This is a genomic window from Lamprobacter sp., from assembly GCF_034860625.1.
Taxonomy (GTDB): domain Bacteria; phylum Pseudomonadota; class Gammaproteobacteria; order Chromatiales; family Chromatiaceae; genus Lamprobacter.
Window position 1 is genome coordinate 1 of the sequence record NZ_JAYESN010000039.1, and the last position, 20,928, is coordinate 20,928.

Genomic DNA, 20,928 nt, shown 5'->3' on the forward strand with positions numbered 1-20,928 from the left:
CCCAAAACCCGACCAACGAAGTAGCGTCTGCCGCGGTCTTGTTATCGCGCAAGCGCAACCGGAGCTAAACAGTGCGTCGCCAGTGAGGCGCAGTTCGCGATCAATCCAAGATGCGTGAGACCGAGCCCGCCAGCGGCGGCAAAATGCCAAAGCCGCGCTGTATCAGCGGAGTCGAACGCCTGTCACCTTCACTCTCAGAGCCGGCTTTGTTTGAACGCTTTATGCGCGAGTTTAGTGATGAACCTAGAAAGAGCAGTTGACCGCTTAGCATCGCATGCAAGCGTCTGAGTTTTTTAGCGTTCTGGAGGTATTCGAGGGTCACCCGCCAGGTGAAGGGCGCTACAGCCGCCAGGGCACGCCCCGCGCGGCGCCCAGCTGCGTTACAACGCGTTGGAATAGAATGACTATTCCGCCTCGTTGTGCCTTGCTTGACACCACGCGGGACGCACCCTGACGACCGTCCAACTGCTCTTTCTAGGATGAAGAGTCTGCGGTCGTGACCGATGTGGTCGGCCAGGAACTCATCATCGACGCTTCGCTATTCCTCGATCTGAAGGGGCGTTGGAAAATCCAAAAAGGCGAGCGGGCGAAATGGCTGCTCTTTACCGCCATCAACATCCAGCGCCCGGATGAGATTTGGCTGGAGCCAGGTCGCCGAGGCGGACCAGACAAGCGTTACTATCTGAGCCGATTTGATGTGGGTATGCGGGGTTGGCTAGCCTGTCTCGCGGTCTTTGAGCGTGCTCAAGATGCCAGCGGCGCTTGGTCTGGACGCACAAACTTCGCGACTACACAGAACGGCTATGCCGAACGGAAGCGTGAAAAGGAGATCGTCGAGGGAAAATTGATCTATCAGAGGTGGGATTAGGGGCAGGGCGTTGCCCCTATCCGGGATGATCACTGGTGAGCCACGTCCCGACCTCGCAATCAACCGTTACGCCTTTAAGTTAGCGCTTTCTCCGTCTATTTTCAACGCCCACCTGCATCTTGCAACCCACCCGCGCTCGCCAACACCTCATCGCGCAGTCGCACATCCCGCCGCGGCAGCCCAATCGCGATGCCGGCGGCACGCAGTTGCCGATCGATGGCAACGATCAGCTCGCCGCGGATCTGGATGCGGTTGGCCAGCGTCGGTAGGAAATAGAGGAAGAGCAGCTCGATCCCCCGCTCACCGAACTCAGCGGCGGTGATCACGGGCGCCGGGTCGGTCAGCAGGCGCGTATCGGCGGCGGCGATCTCGGTGAGGATGCGCAGGGCGGCCTCGGTGTCGCTGCCGTACTCGATGCTCAAGCGGATCTCGCCGCGGATCACCTGATCGGTCAGCGACCAGTTGATGACCTCCTGTGTGATGAGCTGGTTATTGGGCACCAGCAGCTCGCGCTGGTCGCGAATCCGCACCGTGGTCGCGCGCGCCTCGATGTGAGTGACGATGCCCTCGTTGAGACCAATGGTGACGGTGTCACCGACCCGCACCGGGCGCTCGAACAGCAGGATCAGGCCGGCGATGAAATTGGCCGCGATCTCGCGCAGGCCAAAGCCGATACCGACACCCAGGGCCGCGACCAGCCATTGCACCTGTTCCCAGTGCAGCCCCAGCCGCCCGGCCCCGTTCACCAGGGCCACCGCGATGATGCCATAGCTGGTCAAGGTGATGAGGGTATAGCGCGCGCCGGCGCTGATGCCGGTGTGCTTGAGCATTAGGATCTCGAGCAGGGCCGGCAGATAGCGCACGGCGACGATGGCGCCGGTGGCTATGATCAGCACAATGCCCAGGTCGGCCAGGGTCACCGGCAACAGACGACTCTCGCCCTCGACCAAGCGGCTGCTGTACCAGAGTGGAATACGCTCTAGGACACCCAACGCCGGCAGCACATCGGACCACAGCATCCAGAGCGCGAGGCCCGTGCCGAGCGTCAACAGGGCACTGATCAAGCTGCGGGTTTGACCGTCGAGCGCCATCAGGTCCAACGCCGCCTCGGTCTTCGCGGCGGCCGCGCCACCCTGGCCCCCATCACTGCCCTCGCCCTCGCCCATCCCCTCATCGCCAACCTCGGTGCCGAACTCGCTGAGCGCCGCGAGCCGGGCGCGGCGTGCGAGCGCGGTGCGCAGGGTCAACGCCCGCCGGGTCACCAGCAGCCAGCGCAGGATCGCCTGTTGCAACACCACCAGCCCCAGGACCAGCCAGAGCTGATTGATCCAAAGCTGAAACAGGGTCGTCGCGGTATATTGAAAACCGGCCAAGGTCAGCCCGGCCAGGGCCAGCGGCACCGCCACCGCGAGCGGATACCAGAGCCAGCGGGTGCGGCTGGCCAAACCGCCGGGCCGCGACCGCAGCAGCTCTCGGAGCACCCCGCGGGTGGGGTGCAAGGCGCCGGCGAGCAGCAGCGCGAAGCCGAGGGTCACGGCGGTCAGCAACAGCCGCCCTAGGGTCGCGGCCTGGATCTCCCCGAGCCCGTTGACGGTCGCCGCGAGAAACCCGATCGGCAACAGCGTCCAGATGGCCAGATTGAGGCTGCGTCGCAACCGGACCAGGGTGTCGGCACGCCAGCGGAAGTGCCGCTCGGCCACCCCGCCCGGCATGCACAGCAGCCGGAACGCGCGCAGGCAATAGAGCCCCGAGGCGACCTGCAGCAGGCCGTACCCAACCGCGTCGGCAAAGCCGTCGGCCCCCGGGGCGCCGATCAGCATCAAGCCGACTAGGGCCAGCAACAGCGAGACCGGCGCCGCCAGCAGCAAGGTCAGCGCGATCGCCGACAGGGTATAGCCGAAGCGGTCGGTACGGATACGACGCAAGGGCTCGGCCGTGGCCCGGATGCGCTTGCGCAGAGGCCGCTCGAGCGCCAGCAGCAGCGCCACCAGCGCCAGCCCGCCCCACCAAGACCAGGCGTCGGCGAGCCTGCCCCCTAAGGTCCGCATCACCCCCAGCCAATGCGCCGGCCGCAGCAGCTCGGCGAGCACCGCCGGCAGGGCGGCAAAGCTCTGCTGGGCCAGTGGCACGTGGCTGCGCAGCCAGAGCAGATGCTCGGCCAGGAAGTTGTCGTAGTCGAGGCTCAGCGCGCGCAGATCGGCCGCGGCCAGGTCCAGCTCCGCGAGCACCTTCAGGTGCCGATCCGCGGCCGCGATGGCACGCTCGAGCAGCTCGAAGCGACGCGCTTGCAGCTCGCTGAGCTGGGCCTCGATGGCGGCGGCGTCGGCCGGCTCCAGGCCGGCCAGGGTCGCGGTGGACAGCGGCTCGGCCCCGGTGCGCTGCATCAGCAGCTCCTCGCGCCAGCGCAATTGGGCCAAACGGGCCTCCGCCTCGGCATCGGCGCGCTCGGCCGCCTCTCGGCGCAGCTCGCGCGGATCGGGCAGACGCTCGCGCTGGTCGACCAAGACTTGGCCCAGGGCACGGCTCATGCCCGCGGCGGCGACCCGTTGCCGGTCGTTGGCGAAGTCCTGCGCCAGCGCAGCGGTGGTCGCGGTGGTTGCGGCGAGCCGGTCGGTCACGGCCGCTGTGCGCTGATCGACCGCTTGGATGGCTTCGGCCAGCTCGGCGTTGGCACGCGCCAGCTCCCGCACCGGCGGATGGGCGTCGGCCACCGCCAGCCGCGCCGCCTCGGTCTCGGCGCGGAGCTGGGCGGCCTCTTCTCGACGCCGCTCGTCGACGGCCAGCGTGAGCCAGGTCTGGCGGCCGCGGGCCTGATCCAGGGCGAGCCGCGCCTCATCGCGCCGGGCCTGGGTCAGCGCTCGACGCGCCTCGGCTCCATTCACCTTCAGCTCCAGCACCAGCGCCTCGGCGCGCAAACGATCGCGCTGGCTCTCCAGCAGCCACCGTCGGATCAGCGTCTCGATGTTGGGATCGGCAGTATTGGCACTATTGGCACTATTGGCACTATTGGCACTATTGGCACTATTGGCAGTATTGGCAGTATTGGCAGCATCAGCACCATCGGTAGCCTGGATGCCCGTGGAACGATTGGTGCCATCCGAACGATTGCTGCCATCGGCAGCGGCGGCCAAGACGCCGGCAAGCTCATCATCAACATCCAGAGCCTGCTGGCGCAGCTCCTCGCGCTGACGGCGCCAACCGGGCAGTGCCTCAGCGTCCTCGGTCAGCTCTTGCTCGAGTGCCGCCAGCCGGTCTTGCTGGGCGGCAACGGCTGCGGTCTCCTGCGCCAGCTGTTGTTGCACCAGGTCCAGATCGGCGTCGGCCGGCAAGTCCACCGGCGGGTCTGGCAGGGGCTCGGCCGCCGCCAAGCGGGCGCGGATGGCCGCGGTTCGACCCGGCGCGCTGGCCTGGGTCTCGCGCAGCTCAATCGCGGTCTCGTTGGCCTGGGCCAGGGCCTCCAGGTTGCCGAGCACCCGGTCCAGATCCGCATTGAGCCGGTTGCGCTCCTCGCTGGTCAGGCTTGGATCATCGGCCAGGCTGTCACGGGCAGCGGCCACTTCGGCCAGCGTCGGCGCGTAGCCAAACAGCCCGCTGCTGTCGGCAGCCGACGACGAGTCCGCCAGTACGGATGCGGCGCCAGCGGTGACGAGCAACAGGAGGAGGCCGGCGAGGGTTGCCGACCAGCGGCGGCCCCAGCCGCCGTGGCTGGCAGTGCGGTCGAAGAGGGGCAGCAGGGTTCCCGCTGGGGTGGCCCATCCTGCCGGATCAGCTTGCGCCCAGCAACGGTTATCCCTGCCAGCGTTCAAGCCTCTTCGAGCGCAAGGCGCGGATGACCTAGCGATCAAGCCGACCCGCGCGATGCGGCGATCAGTTGCTCGATCACGACATCCGGACTCGGTCTGGTTGCTCGGTTCCAAGGCAGCCGCGCCAAGAGTTGCTCAAGGCCGCAATAGTTGGTCCAGGCCGCAACGATCAGCCCGAGGCCGATGAACAGCGCGATCCACTTCAGCGCCGGGACGAATGCACTCAGCAGGATCGAGATCACCACGATTGACCCTGTAATGAAGCGGACCTGCCGCTCTGCGCTCCACACCCGCCGTCCGCGCTTCAGCTCGCCACCGGCCTGCTCCCAGGCACGCAGGCCGCCCGCGAGCACATGGATGTGCCCGAGACCACCGTCGGCGAGTGCGCCGGCGTCGCGCTCGGCGCCTGCCATCTGCTGTGCCTTCTGCGCACGCCCGCCCATCTGGCAGACGAAGACGATCGGGTCGCTGACCACCTTCAGTATGCCCCCGACGTGCTCTTCCAGCGTGCCCATCGGAATATTCAAGGAGCCGGGGATGTGTGCCGACTCGAACTCCGCTGCGGAACGGACATCGATGACGCGAATCGCAGGATTCGCCGCCATTGCCGCGCGCAGTGTTTGCGCGTCCCAAGAAAGTGTCTCTGGCATCACGCTACCCTCCAAGGGTCTTCGGTTGATCATCGCACCGCTACTGTGCCAACCAGCCGCCGTCGACCGGCAGGCCGACGCCGCGCACATTGCAGGCGGCATCCGAGCACAAATAGACCGCCAGCGCCCCGAGCTGCTCCGGTGAGGTGAAGGACTGCGAGGGCTGCTTGTCGCCGAGCAGTTTGACGCTGGCGTCTTCGTTGGAGAGCCCCTCGCGCTCGGCCAGTGCATCGATCTGCTTTTGCACCAGCGGGGTCAGCACCCAGCCGGGGCAGATGGCGTTGCAGGTGACGCCGGTGGTGGCGGTCTCCAGCGCGACGGCCTTAGTGAAACCCATGATGCCGTGCTTCGAGGCGACATAGGCGGACTTGTCCACCGAGGCGACCTGGCCATGCACCGAGGCGATATTGATGATGCGACCCCAGTCGCGCTCGAGCATCTGGCCCAATACCGCGCGGGTGATCAGGAACGGGGCGGTCAGATTGATGGCCATCACTGCGTCCCAGCGCTCGACCGGGAACTCCTGTACCGGCGCGGTATGCTGAATGCCGGCGTTGTTGACGACGATGTCGATCCGGCCAAGCTCCCGATTGGCGGTCTCGATCATGCGCTCGATGTCAGCGGCCTTGGTCATGTCGGCACCGCAGTAGGCGACCTGACAGCCGTACTCGCTCGACAGCTGTCGGCGCAACGCTTCGATCTCGGCGGCATCGCCGAAGCCATTCAGCAGGATGTCCGCGCCATCGGCGGCCAGCGCCCGCGCGATGCCTAAGCCGATGCCGCTGGTCGAGCCGGTGACGATGGCGGTTTTACCGTTCAACATGGTTGCTTCCTCTTCAGTTGGGGTTGGAGATAGGGGGATGGCGATAGGGGGATGGCGATCAGCCCTTCGCTAGGGCACCGGCCGCGCCATCTGATCGACGTCGGCCCTCATGGCACCTAAGGTTCGATTCAGGTCGTAGAAGCGCATGGTCATCTCCCGCACGGTGCCGTCCATGGTCGCTACGGCGCCACCCAGGCCCTCGGTGGAGCGTTCCATGACGGTCACGGATTGGCCCATCACCTGGACATGACTTGCCATTTCTCGCATCTGCGCCGACACCACCGGCATCAACACCACGCTTTGGTCGATGTCGTCCACCTCAGCACGGATCTGATCCATACGCTCGGCGACGCGGCCGAATAAGTCGGTCATCTTCTGCGCGCGGTCGATGATCAGCGCCACCTCGTCGGTGAGGTCGTTGACGAAATACAGGTTCGAAAGCGCGAGCACCGCCACAAGCGCCGTCAGCAGCCGCACCCAGAGTCCCCGATCGGTGCGCCCCGCCGCATCCCCCAGCGGCCCCCGCTCAAGATCGCTCTCCAGGTCCGATAGGACGGCGTTCAATGCATCGATCTGGTCACGCTTGATCATGGGGTCTCGCCGAATCAGTGCGCATCAGCGCAGCGGATTCATCTGGTTGAATAGGCGCATGGGCTGGGACATCTGATTCAGGTCGCGTCCCATGCCGCCGACGGTCTGCTGCATGACCTCGAAGGAGCCACGCATGTGCGTGAGGCTGCTGCTGATGTGCTCGACGCTGCTGTCCATCTGCGCAACGGCGCCCGCGATATCGAGCATGTCGTGGGACATGAAGGCGACCGCGCCGTGCATGCTGTCGACATGGCCGATCAGCTCGGGGAGGACGCGCATCTCCATCTGGATGCTGCGCACGGAGCGCTCCATTCGATCCATGTTGTCCGCGATACCGGCAAACCGATCATTCAGTAGGGTCACGGTTGCGGTCGCCTCGGGCAGCTGCAGCGACAGCATGACCGTCATGTACGACAGCGATGCCACCAGTACCACCACGGCACCGAACAGCAGCTGGTAGAGCAGCTTGACCCGCACCTCGATTCGGCGCTGCTGGGCATCGATGCGCCGGACGAGCCCGGCGAAGCGGCCAATCGCCAGATCGAGCGCCTCGGCGTCATTCATCCTGGACCTCTTGAGCACCTGAGGTCGCAAGACCGCCGTCGGCGGCGCCAAGGTTTAGGCTGCGCGAGCCGATGGCCCGTGCGGCAATCAGGTTTGCGTCGGGTTCGCCCGCCGAGTCCGGGCCATCGGTCCACAAAGAGGCGTCGCGTGCCCTGCAGCGCGCCAGCATCATGGCCACGGCGGCATCCTGTGGATCACGTTCGGCAAGCGCTGTGAAGCTGGCCTCGGCAGTCGGCCAGTCGGCCTCGAACAGGGCGCGCAGCCCGTTCTCGTAGCGTTCGATCGACTCAAGCCGCGCCGCCGTGGGCCTGCGCTCGCGGCTATCGACGAGCTCGAAGAGCTCGAGCGGTGGCGCCCCGTTGCCGCGCGGCACCCGATCGAGCCGCCGCGTCCAGAAGCGGTCGGCAACCCGTCGTTGCACGCTGCCGGTGATCAGGATGCGGGTGCCGTAATGGCGATTGAGCTGGTGCAGGTCCCAGGCCAGCGTCACGTTGTCGCCGATGGCGGTCCAGTTCATGCGCTGGCGCGAGCCGATGGTGCCGACGATAACGCGCCCGTAGTGCACCGAAAAGACGTTGTGCGGTGGCGGGTCATCCGCCGCCGAGCTGGCGGCCCAGCCGGCGCGCAGCTCGGCCTCCGCATCGCGACACGCAAGGGCGGCCAGGCAAGAACGTTCGGCGGCGCGATCAATCGCCACCGGCGCGCCCCAGAAGGCGAGGATGCTCTCGCCCAGGAAATTGTCGATGGTGCCGTTGTGGCGCAGAATCGTCTCGGTGAAGACGTCGATGTCGCGCGCGATCCGCTCAGTGATACGCTCCGGGGTCAGGGCACCGCAGAGGCTGGCCATCTCCGACGCGCCGGTGACGAGCAGCGCCAACTCACGCACCTCTGCGCCTGGCGCGGCGCGCTCGCCGGTGGCGATAAGCTGCCGGCCGATGTCTTTCGGCACGAACTTCTCCAGCGCGCGCAGGCCTTGGCTCATGCGCCAGAGTGCGTCGTCCATGGCCTTGATCTCGTTGAACCAGGACTGGACCCGTCGCACCTCGGCGAAGCGAAACTCCCGCACCAGCTTGGTGTTGCGCACCAACCGCCGGAGCGGTTGCAACAGCCGCAGGGCGAGATAGGACACCGCTACCGAAGCGATCAGGAGCAGGATGAAAGAGATTGCGGTGGCCTGACTGAACAGCCGCCGTGCCGATTCGAGCAGCGAGGTCTCTGGGACCACCGTCAGCAGTCGCCAGTCGTCGCCGACGCCGCTCGGAAAGGGCCGCTCGACGCCAAGGTAGCCTTTGCCGTCGGTCTCGGTGACGACGTAGGCGACACGCTTGATACCCGAGGTTCCGGTCCTCGCATCCGTCCGCAGCCGGAAGGCATCCACCACCCAGCGCGCTTGCAGGTCGTCGATCATCGGCAGCTCGCTGTCTTGGCCCGCCGTGTCGGGGGCAAGCTTTAGCGAGGGCGGGAAGGCGATCAGGCGACCCGTGCCGTCGACGACCAAGGCGATGCTGCCGCGGGCCAGCTGCTGCGGCGCAAGCAGCTCGGAGAGCGAACGCAGCGCGATGTCGACGCCAACGACACCGATCAGCGCGCCGGCGGCATCGCGCACCGCGAGCGCGGCGGTGACTCCGGGCTCGCCGGCAGCGGCGAAGCGATAGACCGGCGACCAGATAAGGCCATCCGCGGCGAGCGCTTGTTGGTACCAAGCCTGGTCGCGCGGATCATCAGCGGCCGGTTCGTTGATATGGGCGATGGGCTCGAAGGCTCGATTGCGAAACACGAGCCGCTCGGTCGCCGCAGCGCCCTGATCATCGGGGCGGATCAGACGGCTTGCGAACCGCGGCCTGTTGCGCACCTCGATGAGGTCACCGCCGGGGCCCGCGACATGGATCGCGGCTAGCCCTGGGAGCAGCTGCAGCTGGCGACCGAACAGCCGGAACAGGGCCTGGTGATCGTCGAGCCCCCGCTCGGCGACGGCCAGCGCGCCGATCTCGGCAAAGGCCCGGGCCCCATCCAGCAGCGCCGTCGTGCTCGCGACCACCTTGGCCGATGCCTCGGACAGGGTGTCGGCGGCGAGGTCCAAGGACACGCGGGTCGCATGCCGATAGGCAATGGACGAAGTCGCCAGGTCCGTCAACACGAGCAAACCCACGAAGAGGCCGACGAAGGCGACGCTGTAGCTGCGGATCAGCGACACGCGGGCCTTGGGTGTTGCGGCGGCGAGTCGGTCGGGGCCTCTGCGCGGGCCTGCGTGGAGGCCAGGGTCTACTGGCAGTAAGGGGTTAGCAGGCATTGAACATCACATCGAGTATGGCGATGAGCCACACCTAGGCGAGCGCTTTCTCCTTCAGCTTGTCGAATTCGCTCTGATTGATGGTGCCCGCGTCGAGCAGCGCCTTTGCGGCGGCGATCTGATCGGCGGGGGCCGTTCTCGCCACGTCCCGGATATAGGCATCGGTCTCTGCCCTGGCTCGCTCGAGGGCGGAGCGTTGCCGCGTCCCCATGCCATTACCGCGGATCAGCACATAGAGCAGTGCCGTCAGGAATGGCAGGAATAACAGACCGACCAGCCATAAGGCCTTGCGTCCGCCACCGAGCACAGGGTCACGAAACAGGTCGATGACAATATGAAAGAGGATGATCAGATAGGCGAAAAATAAAAAACTCGACGCGACCAGGTAAAGGATTTCCCAGACGTTGCTCATTAGATGTGGACTCAAAGGCCAGTGATAGTGTCGATAGGCAAACACCATAGTCTTGCAACTCGGTGCAAGGAAAGACACCAAAGCGCAATAGTTGCTGACAGCTCATTTTTTGCGCCTCACTGCATAGAAACGCAAAGGCTGGGCATTCCTCGTCCGCTTTGCCAATTGCTATAGTCGTTGCCTCTGGACCAGCGGCTGAACGAGGAATAAACGTGACCTTCGAATTGACCCTGGTGCTCGCCCTGCTGGCCGGCGCCATCCTGATGTTCATGCTCGGCCGCCCGCGCGCTGATGCCGTGGGTCTGTTGATGATGGTGGCGCTGCCGCTGACCGGCGTGATCAGCGCCCGTGAAGCGGTTTCTGGTTTCGCAAACCCAAACATCATCCTGATCGCGGCCATGTTCGTGATCGGCGAGGGCCTGGCGCGCACTGGGGTCGCCCAGCGCCTGGGGGATTGGCTGGTAACCCGCGGCGGCAATCGGCCGGCGCGTCTGGTCGCGCTGCTGATGCTGATCGTCGGCTCGCTGGGCTCGGTGATGTACTCGACCGGCGTGGTCGCGATCTTCATCCCGGTGGCCTTACGCATCGCCCGCAACACCGGCATGAGTCCGGCGCAGGTGCTGATGCCGGTCTCCTACGCAGCGCTGATCAGCGGCATGCTGACCCTGGTCGCTGCCGCGCCGAACCTGATCGTCAACTATGAGCTGACGCGCACCGGCGCCGAGGGGCTGGATTTTCTCGCCCTGACACCGATCGGCATCCCGGTCCTGCTGCTCGGCATGCTCTATATGATGATCGCGAGCCGCTGGCTCGGCGCGGAGGCGAAAGCCGGCGCGCAGGACGCTGAGCATGCCAAGCCGCGGCTCGGCAGCTGGGTCGAGCAGTATCAGCTTGCCGAGCGCGAGCTGCGCGCCCGGGTTGCGCCTGATTCGCCCGCCATCGGCCAGTCGCTCGCCGCGCTGGGGCTGACACCGGATCGCGGTCTGCGTGTCATTGCCCTCGAGCGCAAACGTGCGTACGGCGGCTGCGCCATCGGTCCGGATGATGAGACGCTCCTGGCCGCCGGCGACGTCCTCCTGCTCGATCGCGCGACCTCGACCGCCACTGATGACGCGCAGATGCAAACCCGACCCCTGTCAGGGCTCGCCCTTGAGCCAGCGGCCCAGCAGGAGGCACCGCGGCTGTCCCAGTCGCCACCCCTACCCCAATGCGCCGAGCTTGGACTCGAGCCCTTGCCGCTCTCCGGCCTCTACTTCGCTGACCGCGCCCAATCGATCGGCATGGCCGAGGTGATCCTGCCCGCCGAGTCACGGCTGCTCGGCAAGACCCTAAATGAGGCCGGAGTGCAGCTGGAACGTGGGCTGCATGCCGTCGGTCTGCGTCGGGGCCGCAGTGTGCTCGATGCCGAGGCGCGGGCTGAGACGAGGCTGCAGGCCGGCGATACCCTGCTCTTGGTCGGCGCCTGGCCCGCGATCGAACAGCTGCGCGGCCAGGATCATGATCTGGTGACGACCAACCTGCCGAAAGAATTGGATGAACGCCTACCAGCCGCCAAGCGCGCGCCCTATGCGGTGCTCGCGCTTGCGGTCACGGTCGGGCTGATGGTCTCGGAGCTGCTGCCAGCGATGCATGCCGCATTGGTCGGGGTGTTATTGATGCTGCTGTTCCGCTGCATCGATCTGGACAATGCCTACCGCGCGATCAGCCTGCGCACCCTGGTGCTGATCGCTGGCATGCTGCCGTTTGGCATGGCGTTGGAGCGCACCGGCGGCATCGAGCTGGCTGCTGACGCACTGGTCGGCGTGCTCGGCGCCGCCAGCCCCTACCTGGTGCTGGCGACGGTCTATTTGATGACGCTGGCCTTGGGGATGTTCGTGGTGCCGGCCGCCACCGCCGTGCTGATGGCGCCCTTGGCGATGGCGCTCGCGGCTGAGATCGGCGCCTCGCCCTACCCGTTCGCGATCGCCGTCGCGCTCGCCGCTTCGAGCGCCTTCATGACGCCGGTGGTGCCGGCCAATGCGATGGTCGGCACCCTCGGCGGCTATCGCTTCGGCGACTACGCCAAGATGGGCCTGCCGTTGGTGCTGCTGGTGTTTACCTTGACCTTGACCCTGCTGCCCTGGTTGTATCCGTTCTATTGATCGCACCTGATCGCACCGAGATCGCACCGATGCTGCTCGTCCTAGCCATACTCCTGGTCCTAGCCTTAGCACTAGCCCTCATCCTCTCCACCCGTCTGCCCAGCCCGAGCGGTGCGCTGATGCCGAGGAATGCCAGACGACTGCTTCGGAGCCTGAACTAATGAGCTGCGCGATCGCTGCCTTTGAATTCGACATCGCCAGCACCGCCGGCTGGTATTCGTCGATCGCCGGGCTGCTGACCGGCTTCGCGCTGCTGGCGATCCTGCTACCGCTTGATCACGAAGCCGAGCGCGAGGATATCGAGTGCACCAATGCGGTGGTGGTCTTCACCTGCGCCTTCTTCGCGTTGCTGGTGCTCTCGATCAACTACGCGGTGCTTGCGGGTCGGACCGCTGGCGGCATGGTTGCAGCCGTCGCCGCGCATGAGCAGATGCTGTTCGGTCCCACCTTCGGCCTCGCGACCCTGTTACTGCTGTTCGGCCTCAATGCGGTGCTGCGAACCTACGGTGCCAACCGCGAGATCTTCTTGCCGGCACAGTCCGTCATCATCCTGATGACCTCAGTGCTCGGACCGGTCATCGTGCTCGCGCTGCAGTTCTCGAACGCACTCGATGTGCAGTTCTTCCGGATCGAGAACGCGCCAGAGGCGGCCAGCTGCAGCATCGCGAGCATGCCGGACTCGATCTGGATCAATCTCGCGATCACCGGTAGCGCAATGGTCGCACTCCTCATCCTCGCCGCGCTTGGGCCTCGGCTTCGCATCCCGCGGCAAGCCCCGATGGTGATCGCCAAGATCGTGCTCGGATTCACCGTCGCTGCCACCGCCTGGACCGCGATTGCCGTGCCGCTGCTTCCCATCGAACTGGTCACCAGTGCCTTATTCGAGCACAGCCTGTTGGCGCTGACTGCAGCCGCAACGGTCGGTTTCGCTGCCGCCGCCCATGCGGGTCGCTAGGGCGCACCGCATGGCGAGTGCACTCTGACATGCAGACAATCCAGATCATCGACACCCTGAGCGATCTCGCTGTCGATCTCGCAACCGGCATGCTGCGCTCCGGCTGCGCTGATGACCCGATCGCAACGCTATCGCGCTGAAACGCGCCTCTCTAACAACCGAACCACGGAAACTCTCAATGCTCTACCTTGATATCCCCACCGCTGATGACTATGCCGACCTGGCTGCCTTCCGCGGCGACATGGCGGTCTCCATCGCCCTGCCGACGACCCCGGTCACCGATGACACCGATGCCGACCGCATCCAGCTGAAGAACCTCGCCAAAGAGGCCGTCGACCAGCTCGAGGCGGCGGGTGCCGATAAGCGTCGTGTGCGCGATCTGATCGAGGAACTCGACGACCTGCTCGAAGACGATGTCTTCTGGGCCTATCAGGCGCGCGGGCTGATGATCTACGCCACCCCGGACAACCTGCGCAGCTTCCGCGTACCCAATGCGCTGCAGCCGCTGGTCAAGGTCTCGGATCGGTTTCATTTGAAGCCGCTGCTGCGCTCGACCACCTTCTGCGACGCCGGCTATGTGCTGGCCCTGGCCGATGGTGGCGTGCGGTTGATCGAGGTCAGCAAGGACGCGCCCGCGGTCGAGGTGGCGGTGCCAGACCTGCCCACCGATGCCGCCTCGGCGGTCGGCAAGCGCACCATCTCGACCCGCTCTTACAGCGGCCGCATCGGTGGCAGCGAGGGTAAGAAGGTGCGCCTGCGTCAGTACGCACGGCAGGTCGACACCGCGGTGCGCGCCATCCTCGCTGGCCGGCAAGAGCCGCTGATCCTGGCCTCGGTCGACGCCTTGGAGGCGATCTACCGCTCGGTCAACAGCTATCCGCACCTGCTCGAAGAGAGTCTGCGCGGCAACCCGGAGCGCCAGAGCCCGGCGGAGCTGGCAAATGCCGCCCGCGCCCTGCTCGATGAGGTCTATCAGGCGAAGATCGCGGACTGGCAGGGGCGTTACCACCAGCGCATCAATGAAGACCGCGCCACCACGGATCTCGTGCGCGCAGCGCGGGCCGCGACCGCCGGCGCTGTCGCCAGCCTGCTGGTCGATATGGATCAGGTGGTCAATGGCACCGTCGACGACGCCGATGGCAGCGTCACCTTCGCCGACGAGGCCAGCGCGGAGACCTATGGTGTGGCCGATGAAGTCGCACGCCGCGTGCTCAGCACCGGCGGCGAGGTGCTCAGCGTCCGCGCCGAGGACATGCCGGAGTCCGGCAAGGCTGTCGCCGCCATCCTTCGCTATCCCATCTGAGCCAGAGGAGTGACAGGTCGTCGGCAACCTGCTGCTCGCCATAGCGGCAGCCCTTGTTGCCGACGGCGTGGATCAATGAACCCTGAACCTTGCTCCGGCGCGCAGGATCACACTCGATGCTTCCAGTAGTCTGGTGCTCGGTGAAGGTTCATGACCGCGAGGATCAAGATGCCATCAGACTCTTCGCTATACAGCACTCCGTAAGGGAAGCGCTTGACGAGCGAACGGCGCACATCGTCATCAAGGGCGGCCCACGCCTTTGGGAAGTCTAGAATACGATGGATGGCCGCGTAGACCTCGAGCGCGAAGTCATAGCCCAAGCCAGGCTCAATAGCCTCATAGTAGTCGATCGACAGGTTGAGCTCGGCCTCTGCCTCGGGATGGAACCGATAGCTCATCGCTTGAAGCGGTCCCAGACCCGCTGAAACACGACCTCGCCGGAGACGGCCTCGACCTGACCGGACCGTAGCTCAGTCAACCGGCGCCTTGATTCCTTGGACCACTGTGCGTCGATCTCGGACTGTGGTGGGTTCAGGCTTCGCAGCAAGGAGTCCACGACCAAAGCGCGCTCCTCGACCGGCAACGCAATCGCTTGATCAATCAGTTCTTTCGTGTTCATCGGGCATCGTCTCGGGGTGGGCTCTTAACGGAACATCAGTGTGACAGGATGCATCAGACCAAGCATGTTGGATCGACCGGAGGCTCTCGGGCAAGTCGAGGTGCGACGATGAGGCCCAGCCTGGTGACCGCCCCGCCCCGCTCAGCCCTGCACCTTAATCCGCGCCGCGGCGAGGCGCCGGAACAGATTGGCATCGCGACGGATCGGGCGCCATTCGTAGAGGAAGATCTCCAGCGGTCGCCAGTTCACCACCCAGCCGAGGATGATCAGGCTCTCGGCAATCAGCGCGAGTGATGGACTCTGGCCGAATTTGATCACCAGAAACTCCGCACCGAACAAGGCTAGCACCAGGATCAGCAATCCGATCGCAAGATAGATCCGGCCAAAGCGGAACAGCTCGCGCAGCGCGCGCTCGGCGACCTTGGCACGGTGCTCGAAGTAGCAGCTGATGGCAGCGCTGACATCCTCGGGGGCATCACGTTCGGGTCCAGAATCCTTGACATTGAGATGGATCTCGATCGGCACCCGACGGTTCAGCTCACGCGCCCAATCGACGATGAAGGCGGTTGCATCCGGGTCCAGATCACGCTCGCGAAAGGGCGAGGGATCGAAGGTTTGGAAGAGCTGATCAACCCGTGCAATGCGGATGTCGATCTGGGCGGGACTGAGTGCTGTTGCCATGGTCAATACAAGGGCCTAAAGGTTGAGTCCATTGGCCTGCTCGACATCATCAACGGCATCAGGCTGCAATCGACCCTGCCGATATTGCCTAGGCGTGACCCCAAAATGACGGCGGAAGGCGCGGGTGAAATCCCCGGCATTGCGGTAGCCAACCCGGTCCGCGATCAACTGGATCTGGAGATCGGTGTCCAGCAACAGACTCCGCCCCCGCTCCAGGCGCATCTCTTGCAGATATTCGTAGGCGCTCATCCCGACCTGCTCGCGAAAGATGCGCGTCAGCCGCTGTTGATTGGTGCCGACCTGATGGGCCAGTTCAACCGCGCTCGGCGGGTCGACGAGCCGCTTGGTCAGCACCGCGACCGCGTCCGTGAAGAGACGCTGGTCGAGCCGATTCGCCGAGGCTGAGAGTGGGATGTCTTCGAGCTCATCAATCGCCTGGCTGCTCAAGGCGCTGAGCTGTTGGTGGTTGCCGATCTGCAGGTAGACCCGCGCCAGCACCTCCTGCTCAGAGAAGGGCTTGGTGATGTAATCCGCACCGCCGGCGGCAAATCCGCGCAACTTATCCTCGGTTTCGATCGCCGAGGAGAGGAAGATCACTGGGATCGAGCGGGTGTTTGGCGATTCCTTGATCCGTTGGCAAACGCTAAATCCGTCCAATCCCTGCATCCGCACGTCGAGCAGGATCAGATCGGGCTGACCCTCAGCCGCAATCCTCAAACCGTCTTCGCCCGTCTGCGCGACCAGGAGGTCGATATCGCGCCCTTGCAAGTAGGCGATCAGGAGGCCAATCGATGCCGGTTGATCATCGATGATCAGGATACGCGCGACGTTTTCGGCCATTGCTGATGGGTTGTCTTAGCGTTCAAAACGATTCGTCATCTTAACTGAGTCAATCGTCTGATTGCAGCCTAACAGGGCTCGCGGCATAGTCTTATGCTGACGCGGCAAAGTTTGTCGGGCTCGGCCCTGAACATCGGGCTCGGCCCTGAGCGGCCGTCTCGCCACCGGGGCCAAGGGGTCAGGGCGCAATCGAAGCGAGCAACTCACTGAGGACAGGCCGGTTGCGCTCAATCATCTGACGATTCGGCTGCCAATCGCTGCAAGGCTTGCAGATCCAGCGCGCGACACAGCTGCTCGATCCCCTGCCACATCGGCTTGCGCCCGACATCCTGGGTCGCCATCGCTGCCGCCCATTGCTGCAGCCCAATGACCTGCCCCATCGCGACCATCGCCCGCAAGCGGGCACGCTCTTCGGCGGTGAGAGAGGCCGACAGCAACGCCGGATCAGGTTGCGGCGCCGCTGCGGTTGACGAGGCGACCTCATACTCCCAGTCGAGCGCCAGCGATTCGGCCAAGAGTCTCGCCAAGGTCGATTCGGTCAGCGGCTTCATGGCGAATCCATCGAAGCGCATCGCCTCGGGATAGCCTGCCGGTCGCTGCGCTGGCACCGCCGAGAACAGGATCACCGGCAGATCACGGCCCCGCTCCATACCGCGCAACGCTTGCAAGCATCCCCAGCCATCGAGCCGTGGCATGAATTGATCGACCAAGACCGCATCCACCGGCGTCTCAAGCGCCTGGAAACAGGCGATCGCCTCGGCGCCATCGGCCGCCTCGATGACCTCGAACCCCCAGCCGCGACAGCATTCTGATAAGAAACTGCGACTCGTCGCTTGGTCGTCGGCGACCAGTAGGGTACGACGCCGCCCTGAATACCCCACGATGAACAAGTCCTCGTTGGTGTCCTGCTCCAGTTGTGCGCCCATCGGCAAACGCAGCTCGAAACAAAAGGTGCTTCCAGAATCCGGTCCTGACTGGCTGCGCAGACGGATGCTGCCACCCATGGCGGTTGTCAGTTGCTGCGCGATCGCCAGCCCAAGCCCGACACCGGGCAGGCTGCGGTGACGTTCCAGGCGCTGGAAGGGTTGAAAGACCGTCTCCTGCTTGCTCGCCGGGATGCCAACACCGGTATCGCTGACACGAAAACGCACCAGGCAGTCGTTACCCGTTGCCCCCTCCTCTGCCTCTGCCCCCTCCCTTTCTCCTTCCTCTACCTCTACCTCTACCTCTGCCTCTGCCTCTGCCTCTGCATTGACGGTCTGCGCCTCGATCAGCTCAATCGCCAGGTCAATGCGTCCATCGCGAGTGAACTTGAAGGCGTTGTCCAACAGGTTGCGGAGGATTTGGGTCAGCCGCATCTCGTCGGCGATCACCCAGTCCAGGCCGCCTGTCTTCAGCTCAACGACAAACTGATTCTTGCCTCGCTCAGCAACCGGCCGATAGGTCGCGGTCAGCTGTCGTGTGAGCCGGACCAGCGAGAGCGGACCTGGCTCGAGCGGGATGGGGCTGACCTCGCCGCGGCTATAGTCGAGGATATCGTTGATCAGCCGCAGGAGTTGTTGGCCACTCTCTGAGATGATGTCGAGCTGATGGCGAGCCTGTTGTGGTATCTGCCGTGTCAGCAGCCGCGCATAGCCAAGGATGTCGTGCAACGGCGAACGTAGCTCGTGACTGACCGCTGACAGAAAGGCCGATTTGGCCTGATCGCTCTCTTTGGCGCGGGCCGCTGCTTCCTTGAGAACGCGGGTACGATCCTCGACCGCCGCCAGCAGTCGAGCCTCTAGGTTGGCATTGAACGCTTGCAACTCATCCTTCTTGTGCTGTAGCTCGACCTTGGTTTGCTGCAGGCTGTTCGTCTCTTCCAGCAGTCGCGCCTCAGACCTGCGTAGCTCGGACTCAACGCGCTGCCTGACCAGGATCTCTCGCGCCAACCTACGGTTCCAGAGAAAGACAGCGACGATGACGAGCGAGGCGCCTGCCAAAATGCTAAACGCCAGCCCATAGTCGCGCCGCGGTTGCATCTCAAGATGAATCCATTTACCGAGGATGGCATGGCGATCCTCGAGCGTCATCGAGGCAATGCCCTTGCTGATCAGACTGGCCAACTCCGGCCAGTCCGCGCGCACCGCCATCGCCTGGGTGTTGATGCCATATTGCGTCGGCGCGGCAACCATGAGGTTGGTGAGCCGATGCTCTTTGACCAGATAGCTACCGACAGCCAGGTTGCCGACATAGGCATCGGCTTGTCCCGTCGCCAAGGCCGTCAGTGCATCCAACGCGGTAGGCACCTCCAGGATGTTGACGTCAGGCACATCGCGCTTGAGCTTGTCGATAATCAAGAAGCCTTTCTCGGCCGCCAGGACTTTCCCCGCCAGGCTCTCGAGGCCAATCAGATAAGGGCTGTCCTGTCGTGCATAGATCACCCAAGGAGCGCTCAGGTAATCAGCAGTGACGGCGAACTGTTTCTCCCTTTCCGGCGTCCGCGTAAAGGTGGGTAGCACATCATAATGCTGCCGGCTGCCGGCGAGGTCAGCCACGGCAGCGCCAAAGGGCATGTTGGCTGGAACGTATTCAATCTCGAGATCGAATTGCGCCGCGATATGATCGAGATAGTCGACCGCCAGCCCCATTGGTTGCGGCTCCTTGATCATGTAGGGCGGATAGTCGCTGATGCGCACACGCACCCGGTGACCAGCGGCCAGCCAAGCGCGCTCCTGATCCGTCAGCTCAGGTGAGCTCGCATGTCTCGCTTGCGCGTTTGCGACATCAGGAATGGAAAGTCCCAAGCTCAGCCCAATGAGCAGCAGCGACGCGTGGCTAAACAGCAAGCGCTTGTGGCGCAACATCAAGAATCGATCCTCTGCACAGTTTTCGTGCGCGCTAGCCTACTTTAGGGTCGCTGCCCCGTTGATCATGGTCCCAAGCGGATCTTGGTCAACAGGGGGTACTCGCATGGCAGACGCAGACGCGCAAAAGTTTTCACGGCTCACGCTAACGGCGATGGTCGTCGGCTCCATGATCGGCGCCGGCATCTTCTCACTTCCGGCCCGCTTCGGCGCCGCGACCGGCCCCTTCGGCGCCATCGTCGCGTGGATCATTGCCGGCGGCGGCATGCTGATGCTGGCCTTTGTGTTCCAATCGCTCGCGGTGCGCAAGCCGGAGATCGATGCTGGCATCTTCGCCTACGCCAAGGAAGGGTTTGGTCATTATCTGGGCTTTGCCGCGGCCTTCGGCTTCTGGATTGGCACCTGCCTCGGCAATACCACCTATTTCGTGCTAATCAAGTCGACGCTTGGGGCCTTTTTCCCGGTCTTTGGCGATGGCAATACGCCGCAGGCGGTGATCGTCTCGTCGATCGTGCTCTGGTCTTTCCACTTCATGATCCTACGCGGTATCAAGGAGGCTGCCTTCATCAATAAGGTGGTGACCGTCGCCAAGATCTTGCCGATCTTCGTCTTCATCGCCTTCATGATCTTCGCCTTCGACTACGACCTGTTCGCCTCCAGCTTCTGGGGCGGCGGCGACTACAGCGGGGCTCAGGTCTTCGATCAGGTCCGCAGTACCATGCTGGTGACCGTCTTCGTCTTCATCGGTATCGAGGGCGCGAGCGTCTACTCACGCTACGCGAAACGCCGCGAGGACGTCGGCTGGGCAACGGTGATGGGCTTCGTCGGCGTCCTTTGCCTCTTGGTGCTGGTCACACTGTTGCCTTATGGCGTGCTCGAACGCCCAGAGCTGGCCGAACTGCGCCAGCCATCGATGGCCGGCACGCTGCAGGCCGTGGTCGGCGATTGGGGGCTCAAGTTCGTTAGTGTCGGCCTGATCGTCTCGGTGCTCGGCGCCTTCCTGGCCTGGTCGCTGCTCGCCGCCGAGGTGCTCTACTCCGCCGCCAAATACGGGCTGGTACCCAAGGTCTTTGCCCACGAGAACAAGCATCAGGTGCCCTCGGCTGCGCTCTGGATTACCAACATCCTGGTGCAACTGTTCCTGATCGTCTCGATCTTCTCGCAGTACGCCTTCGACCTGTCGCTGGAGATGACCAGCGCCCTGACGCTGATCCCCTACACCCTAGTGGCCGGCTATGCACTGAAGCTGGTGTTAACCCGCGAGACCTATGGCCCAGGCAGCAAGGGCTGGGGCACGGATATGACCTGGGCGCTGATCGCCACCGTTTACACCATCTTCATGCTGCTCTCGGGGGGTCTCAAGCACCTGGTGCTCGCCTGCATCCTGCTGGCGCCAGGAACCATCCTCTTCGTGCTCTCCAGACGCGAGCAGCAACAACGGCTGTTCGGCGCTTGGGAGCTGGCGTTATTCGGCGTCTTCGTCGCCGGCGCCGCGGCTGCCGTCTACGGCCTCGCCACCGGCATGATCATCATCTGAAACCA

Annotated in this window: 16 protein-coding genes and 2 pseudogenes; 5 read left to right on the forward strand and 13 right to left on the reverse strand. The window is 64.4% G+C overall.

Annotated features, from left to right (window positions below; genetic code table 11):
- Positions 1–493 precede the first annotated feature (493 nt).
- Positions 494–868, forward strand: a pseudogene (locus tag VBE63_RS11920) (PBECR2 nuclease fold domain-containing protein); the annotation flags it as partial.
- Between the two features lie 101 nt (positions 869–969).
- Here the strand turns inward: VBE63_RS11920 and VBE63_RS11925 are convergent.
- The 8 genes and pseudogenes from VBE63_RS11925 to VBE63_RS11955 all read right to left on the reverse strand — a co-directional run bounded on the left by VBE63_RS11925 (position 970) and on the right by VBE63_RS11955 (position 10,001).
- A complete protein-coding gene (locus VBE63_RS11925; protein ID WP_323683247.1) occupies positions 970–4,674 on the reverse strand; it encodes a mechanosensitive ion channel domain-containing protein in 3,705 nt (1,234 codons plus the stop codon).
- Positions 4,675–4,709: 35 nt separating this feature from the next.
- Positions 4,710–5,024: a DUF2892 domain-containing protein gene (locus VBE63_RS31385; RefSeq protein WP_416274544.1), complete on the reverse strand. Its 315-nt coding sequence runs from the start codon at positions 5,022–5,024 to the stop codon at positions 4,710–4,712.
- Positions 5,004–5,423 (reverse strand): annotated as a pseudogene (locus tag VBE63_RS31390) (rhodanese-like domain-containing protein); the annotation flags it as partial. The gene VBE63_RS31385 and the pseudogene VBE63_RS31390, both read right to left, overlap by 21 nt.
- Positions 5,362–6,144, reverse strand: a complete 783-nt coding sequence (locus tag VBE63_RS11935) for a 3-hydroxybutyrate dehydrogenase (RefSeq protein WP_323683249.1) — start codon at positions 6,142–6,144, stop codon at positions 5,362–5,364. The gene VBE63_RS11935 and the pseudogene VBE63_RS31390, both read right to left, overlap by 62 nt.
- Positions 6,145–6,213: 69 nt before the next feature.
- Positions 6,214–6,735 carry a hypothetical protein gene (locus tag VBE63_RS11940; protein WP_323683250.1) on the reverse strand — a complete coding sequence of 174 codons (522 nt, stop codon included), beginning with the start codon at positions 6,733–6,735 and terminating at the stop codon, positions 6,214–6,216.
- 24 nt (positions 6,736–6,759) lie between these two features.
- The gene (locus VBE63_RS11945) at positions 6,760–7,299 is read right to left on the reverse strand and encodes a hypothetical protein (protein ID WP_323683251.1); all 540 of its coding nucleotides are present in this window, start codon (positions 7,297–7,299) and stop codon (positions 6,760–6,762) included.
- On the reverse strand, positions 7,292–9,589 hold the full coding sequence (locus VBE63_RS11950) for a cache domain-containing protein (RefSeq protein ID WP_323683252.1): 2,298 nt from the start codon (positions 9,587–9,589) through the stop codon (positions 7,292–7,294). Before VBE63_RS11950 ends, VBE63_RS11945 begins: the two co-directional genes overlap by 8 nt.
- Before the next feature lie 34 nt (positions 9,590–9,623).
- The gene (locus VBE63_RS11955; RefSeq protein ID WP_323683253.1) at positions 9,624–10,001 is read right to left on the reverse strand and encodes an SHOCT domain-containing protein; all 378 of its coding nucleotides are present in this window, start codon (positions 9,999–10,001) and stop codon (positions 9,624–9,626) included.
- Positions 10,002–10,213: 212 nt separating this feature from the next.
- Here VBE63_RS11955 and VBE63_RS11960 point away from each other — a divergent pair, with 212 nt between their 5' ends.
- The 3 genes from VBE63_RS11960 to VBE63_RS11970 all read left to right on the forward strand — a co-directional run bounded on the left by VBE63_RS11960 (position 10,214) and on the right by VBE63_RS11970 (position 14,400).
- Complete coding sequence (locus VBE63_RS11960; protein ID WP_323683254.1) at positions 10,214–12,142, forward strand: SLC13 family permease; 1,929 nt, start codon at positions 10,214–10,216, stop codon at positions 12,140–12,142.
- 160 nt (positions 12,143–12,302) lie between these two features.
- Positions 12,303–13,097 (forward strand): hypothetical protein, encoded by a 795-nt coding sequence (locus VBE63_RS11965; RefSeq protein ID WP_323683255.1) that lies wholly within the window; start codon positions 12,303–12,305, stop codon positions 13,095–13,097.
- A gap of 178 nt (positions 13,098–13,275) precedes the next feature.
- Positions 13,276–14,400, forward strand: coding sequence for a hypothetical protein (locus VBE63_RS11970; protein ID WP_323683256.1), 1,125 nt, complete (start codon positions 13,276–13,278; stop codon positions 14,398–14,400).
- Between the two features lie 107 nt (positions 14,401–14,507).
- On the opposite strand, the gene VBE63_RS11975 is transcribed toward VBE63_RS11970, so the two are convergent.
- The 5 genes from VBE63_RS11975 to VBE63_RS11995 form a co-directional block, all read right to left on the reverse strand.
- Positions 14,508–14,798, reverse strand: a complete 291-nt coding sequence (locus tag VBE63_RS11975; RefSeq protein WP_323683257.1) for a type II toxin-antitoxin system RelE/ParE family toxin — start codon at positions 14,796–14,798, stop codon at positions 14,508–14,510.
- Positions 14,795–15,019: an addiction module protein gene (locus VBE63_RS11980; RefSeq protein ID WP_323683258.1), complete on the reverse strand. Its 225-nt coding sequence runs from the start codon at positions 15,017–15,019 to the stop codon at positions 14,795–14,797. The genes VBE63_RS11975 and VBE63_RS11980 overlap by 4 nt, the downstream gene beginning before the upstream one ends.
- Positions 15,020–15,160: 141 nt before the next feature.
- The gene (locus tag VBE63_RS11985) at positions 15,161–15,700 is read right to left on the reverse strand and encodes a hypothetical protein (protein WP_323683259.1); all 540 of its coding nucleotides are present in this window, start codon (positions 15,698–15,700) and stop codon (positions 15,161–15,163) included.
- A gap of 15 nt (positions 15,701–15,715) precedes the next feature.
- A complete protein-coding gene (locus VBE63_RS11990; RefSeq protein ID WP_323683260.1) occupies positions 15,716–16,540 on the reverse strand; it encodes a DNA-binding response regulator in 825 nt (274 codons plus the stop codon).
- Positions 16,541–16,767: 227 nt separating this feature from the next.
- On the reverse strand, positions 16,768–19,386 hold the full coding sequence (locus VBE63_RS11995; protein WP_323683261.1) for an ATP-binding protein: 2,619 nt from the start codon (positions 19,384–19,386) through the stop codon (positions 16,768–16,770).
- 106 nt (positions 19,387–19,492) lie between these two features.
- On the opposite strand from VBE63_RS11995, the gene VBE63_RS12000 reads away from it, so the two are divergent.
- Positions 19,493–20,923, forward strand: coding sequence for a basic amino acid/polyamine antiporter (locus tag VBE63_RS12000; RefSeq protein ID WP_323683262.1), 1,431 nt, complete (start codon positions 19,493–19,495; stop codon positions 20,921–20,923).
- Positions 20,924–20,928: the final 5 nt, after the last annotated feature.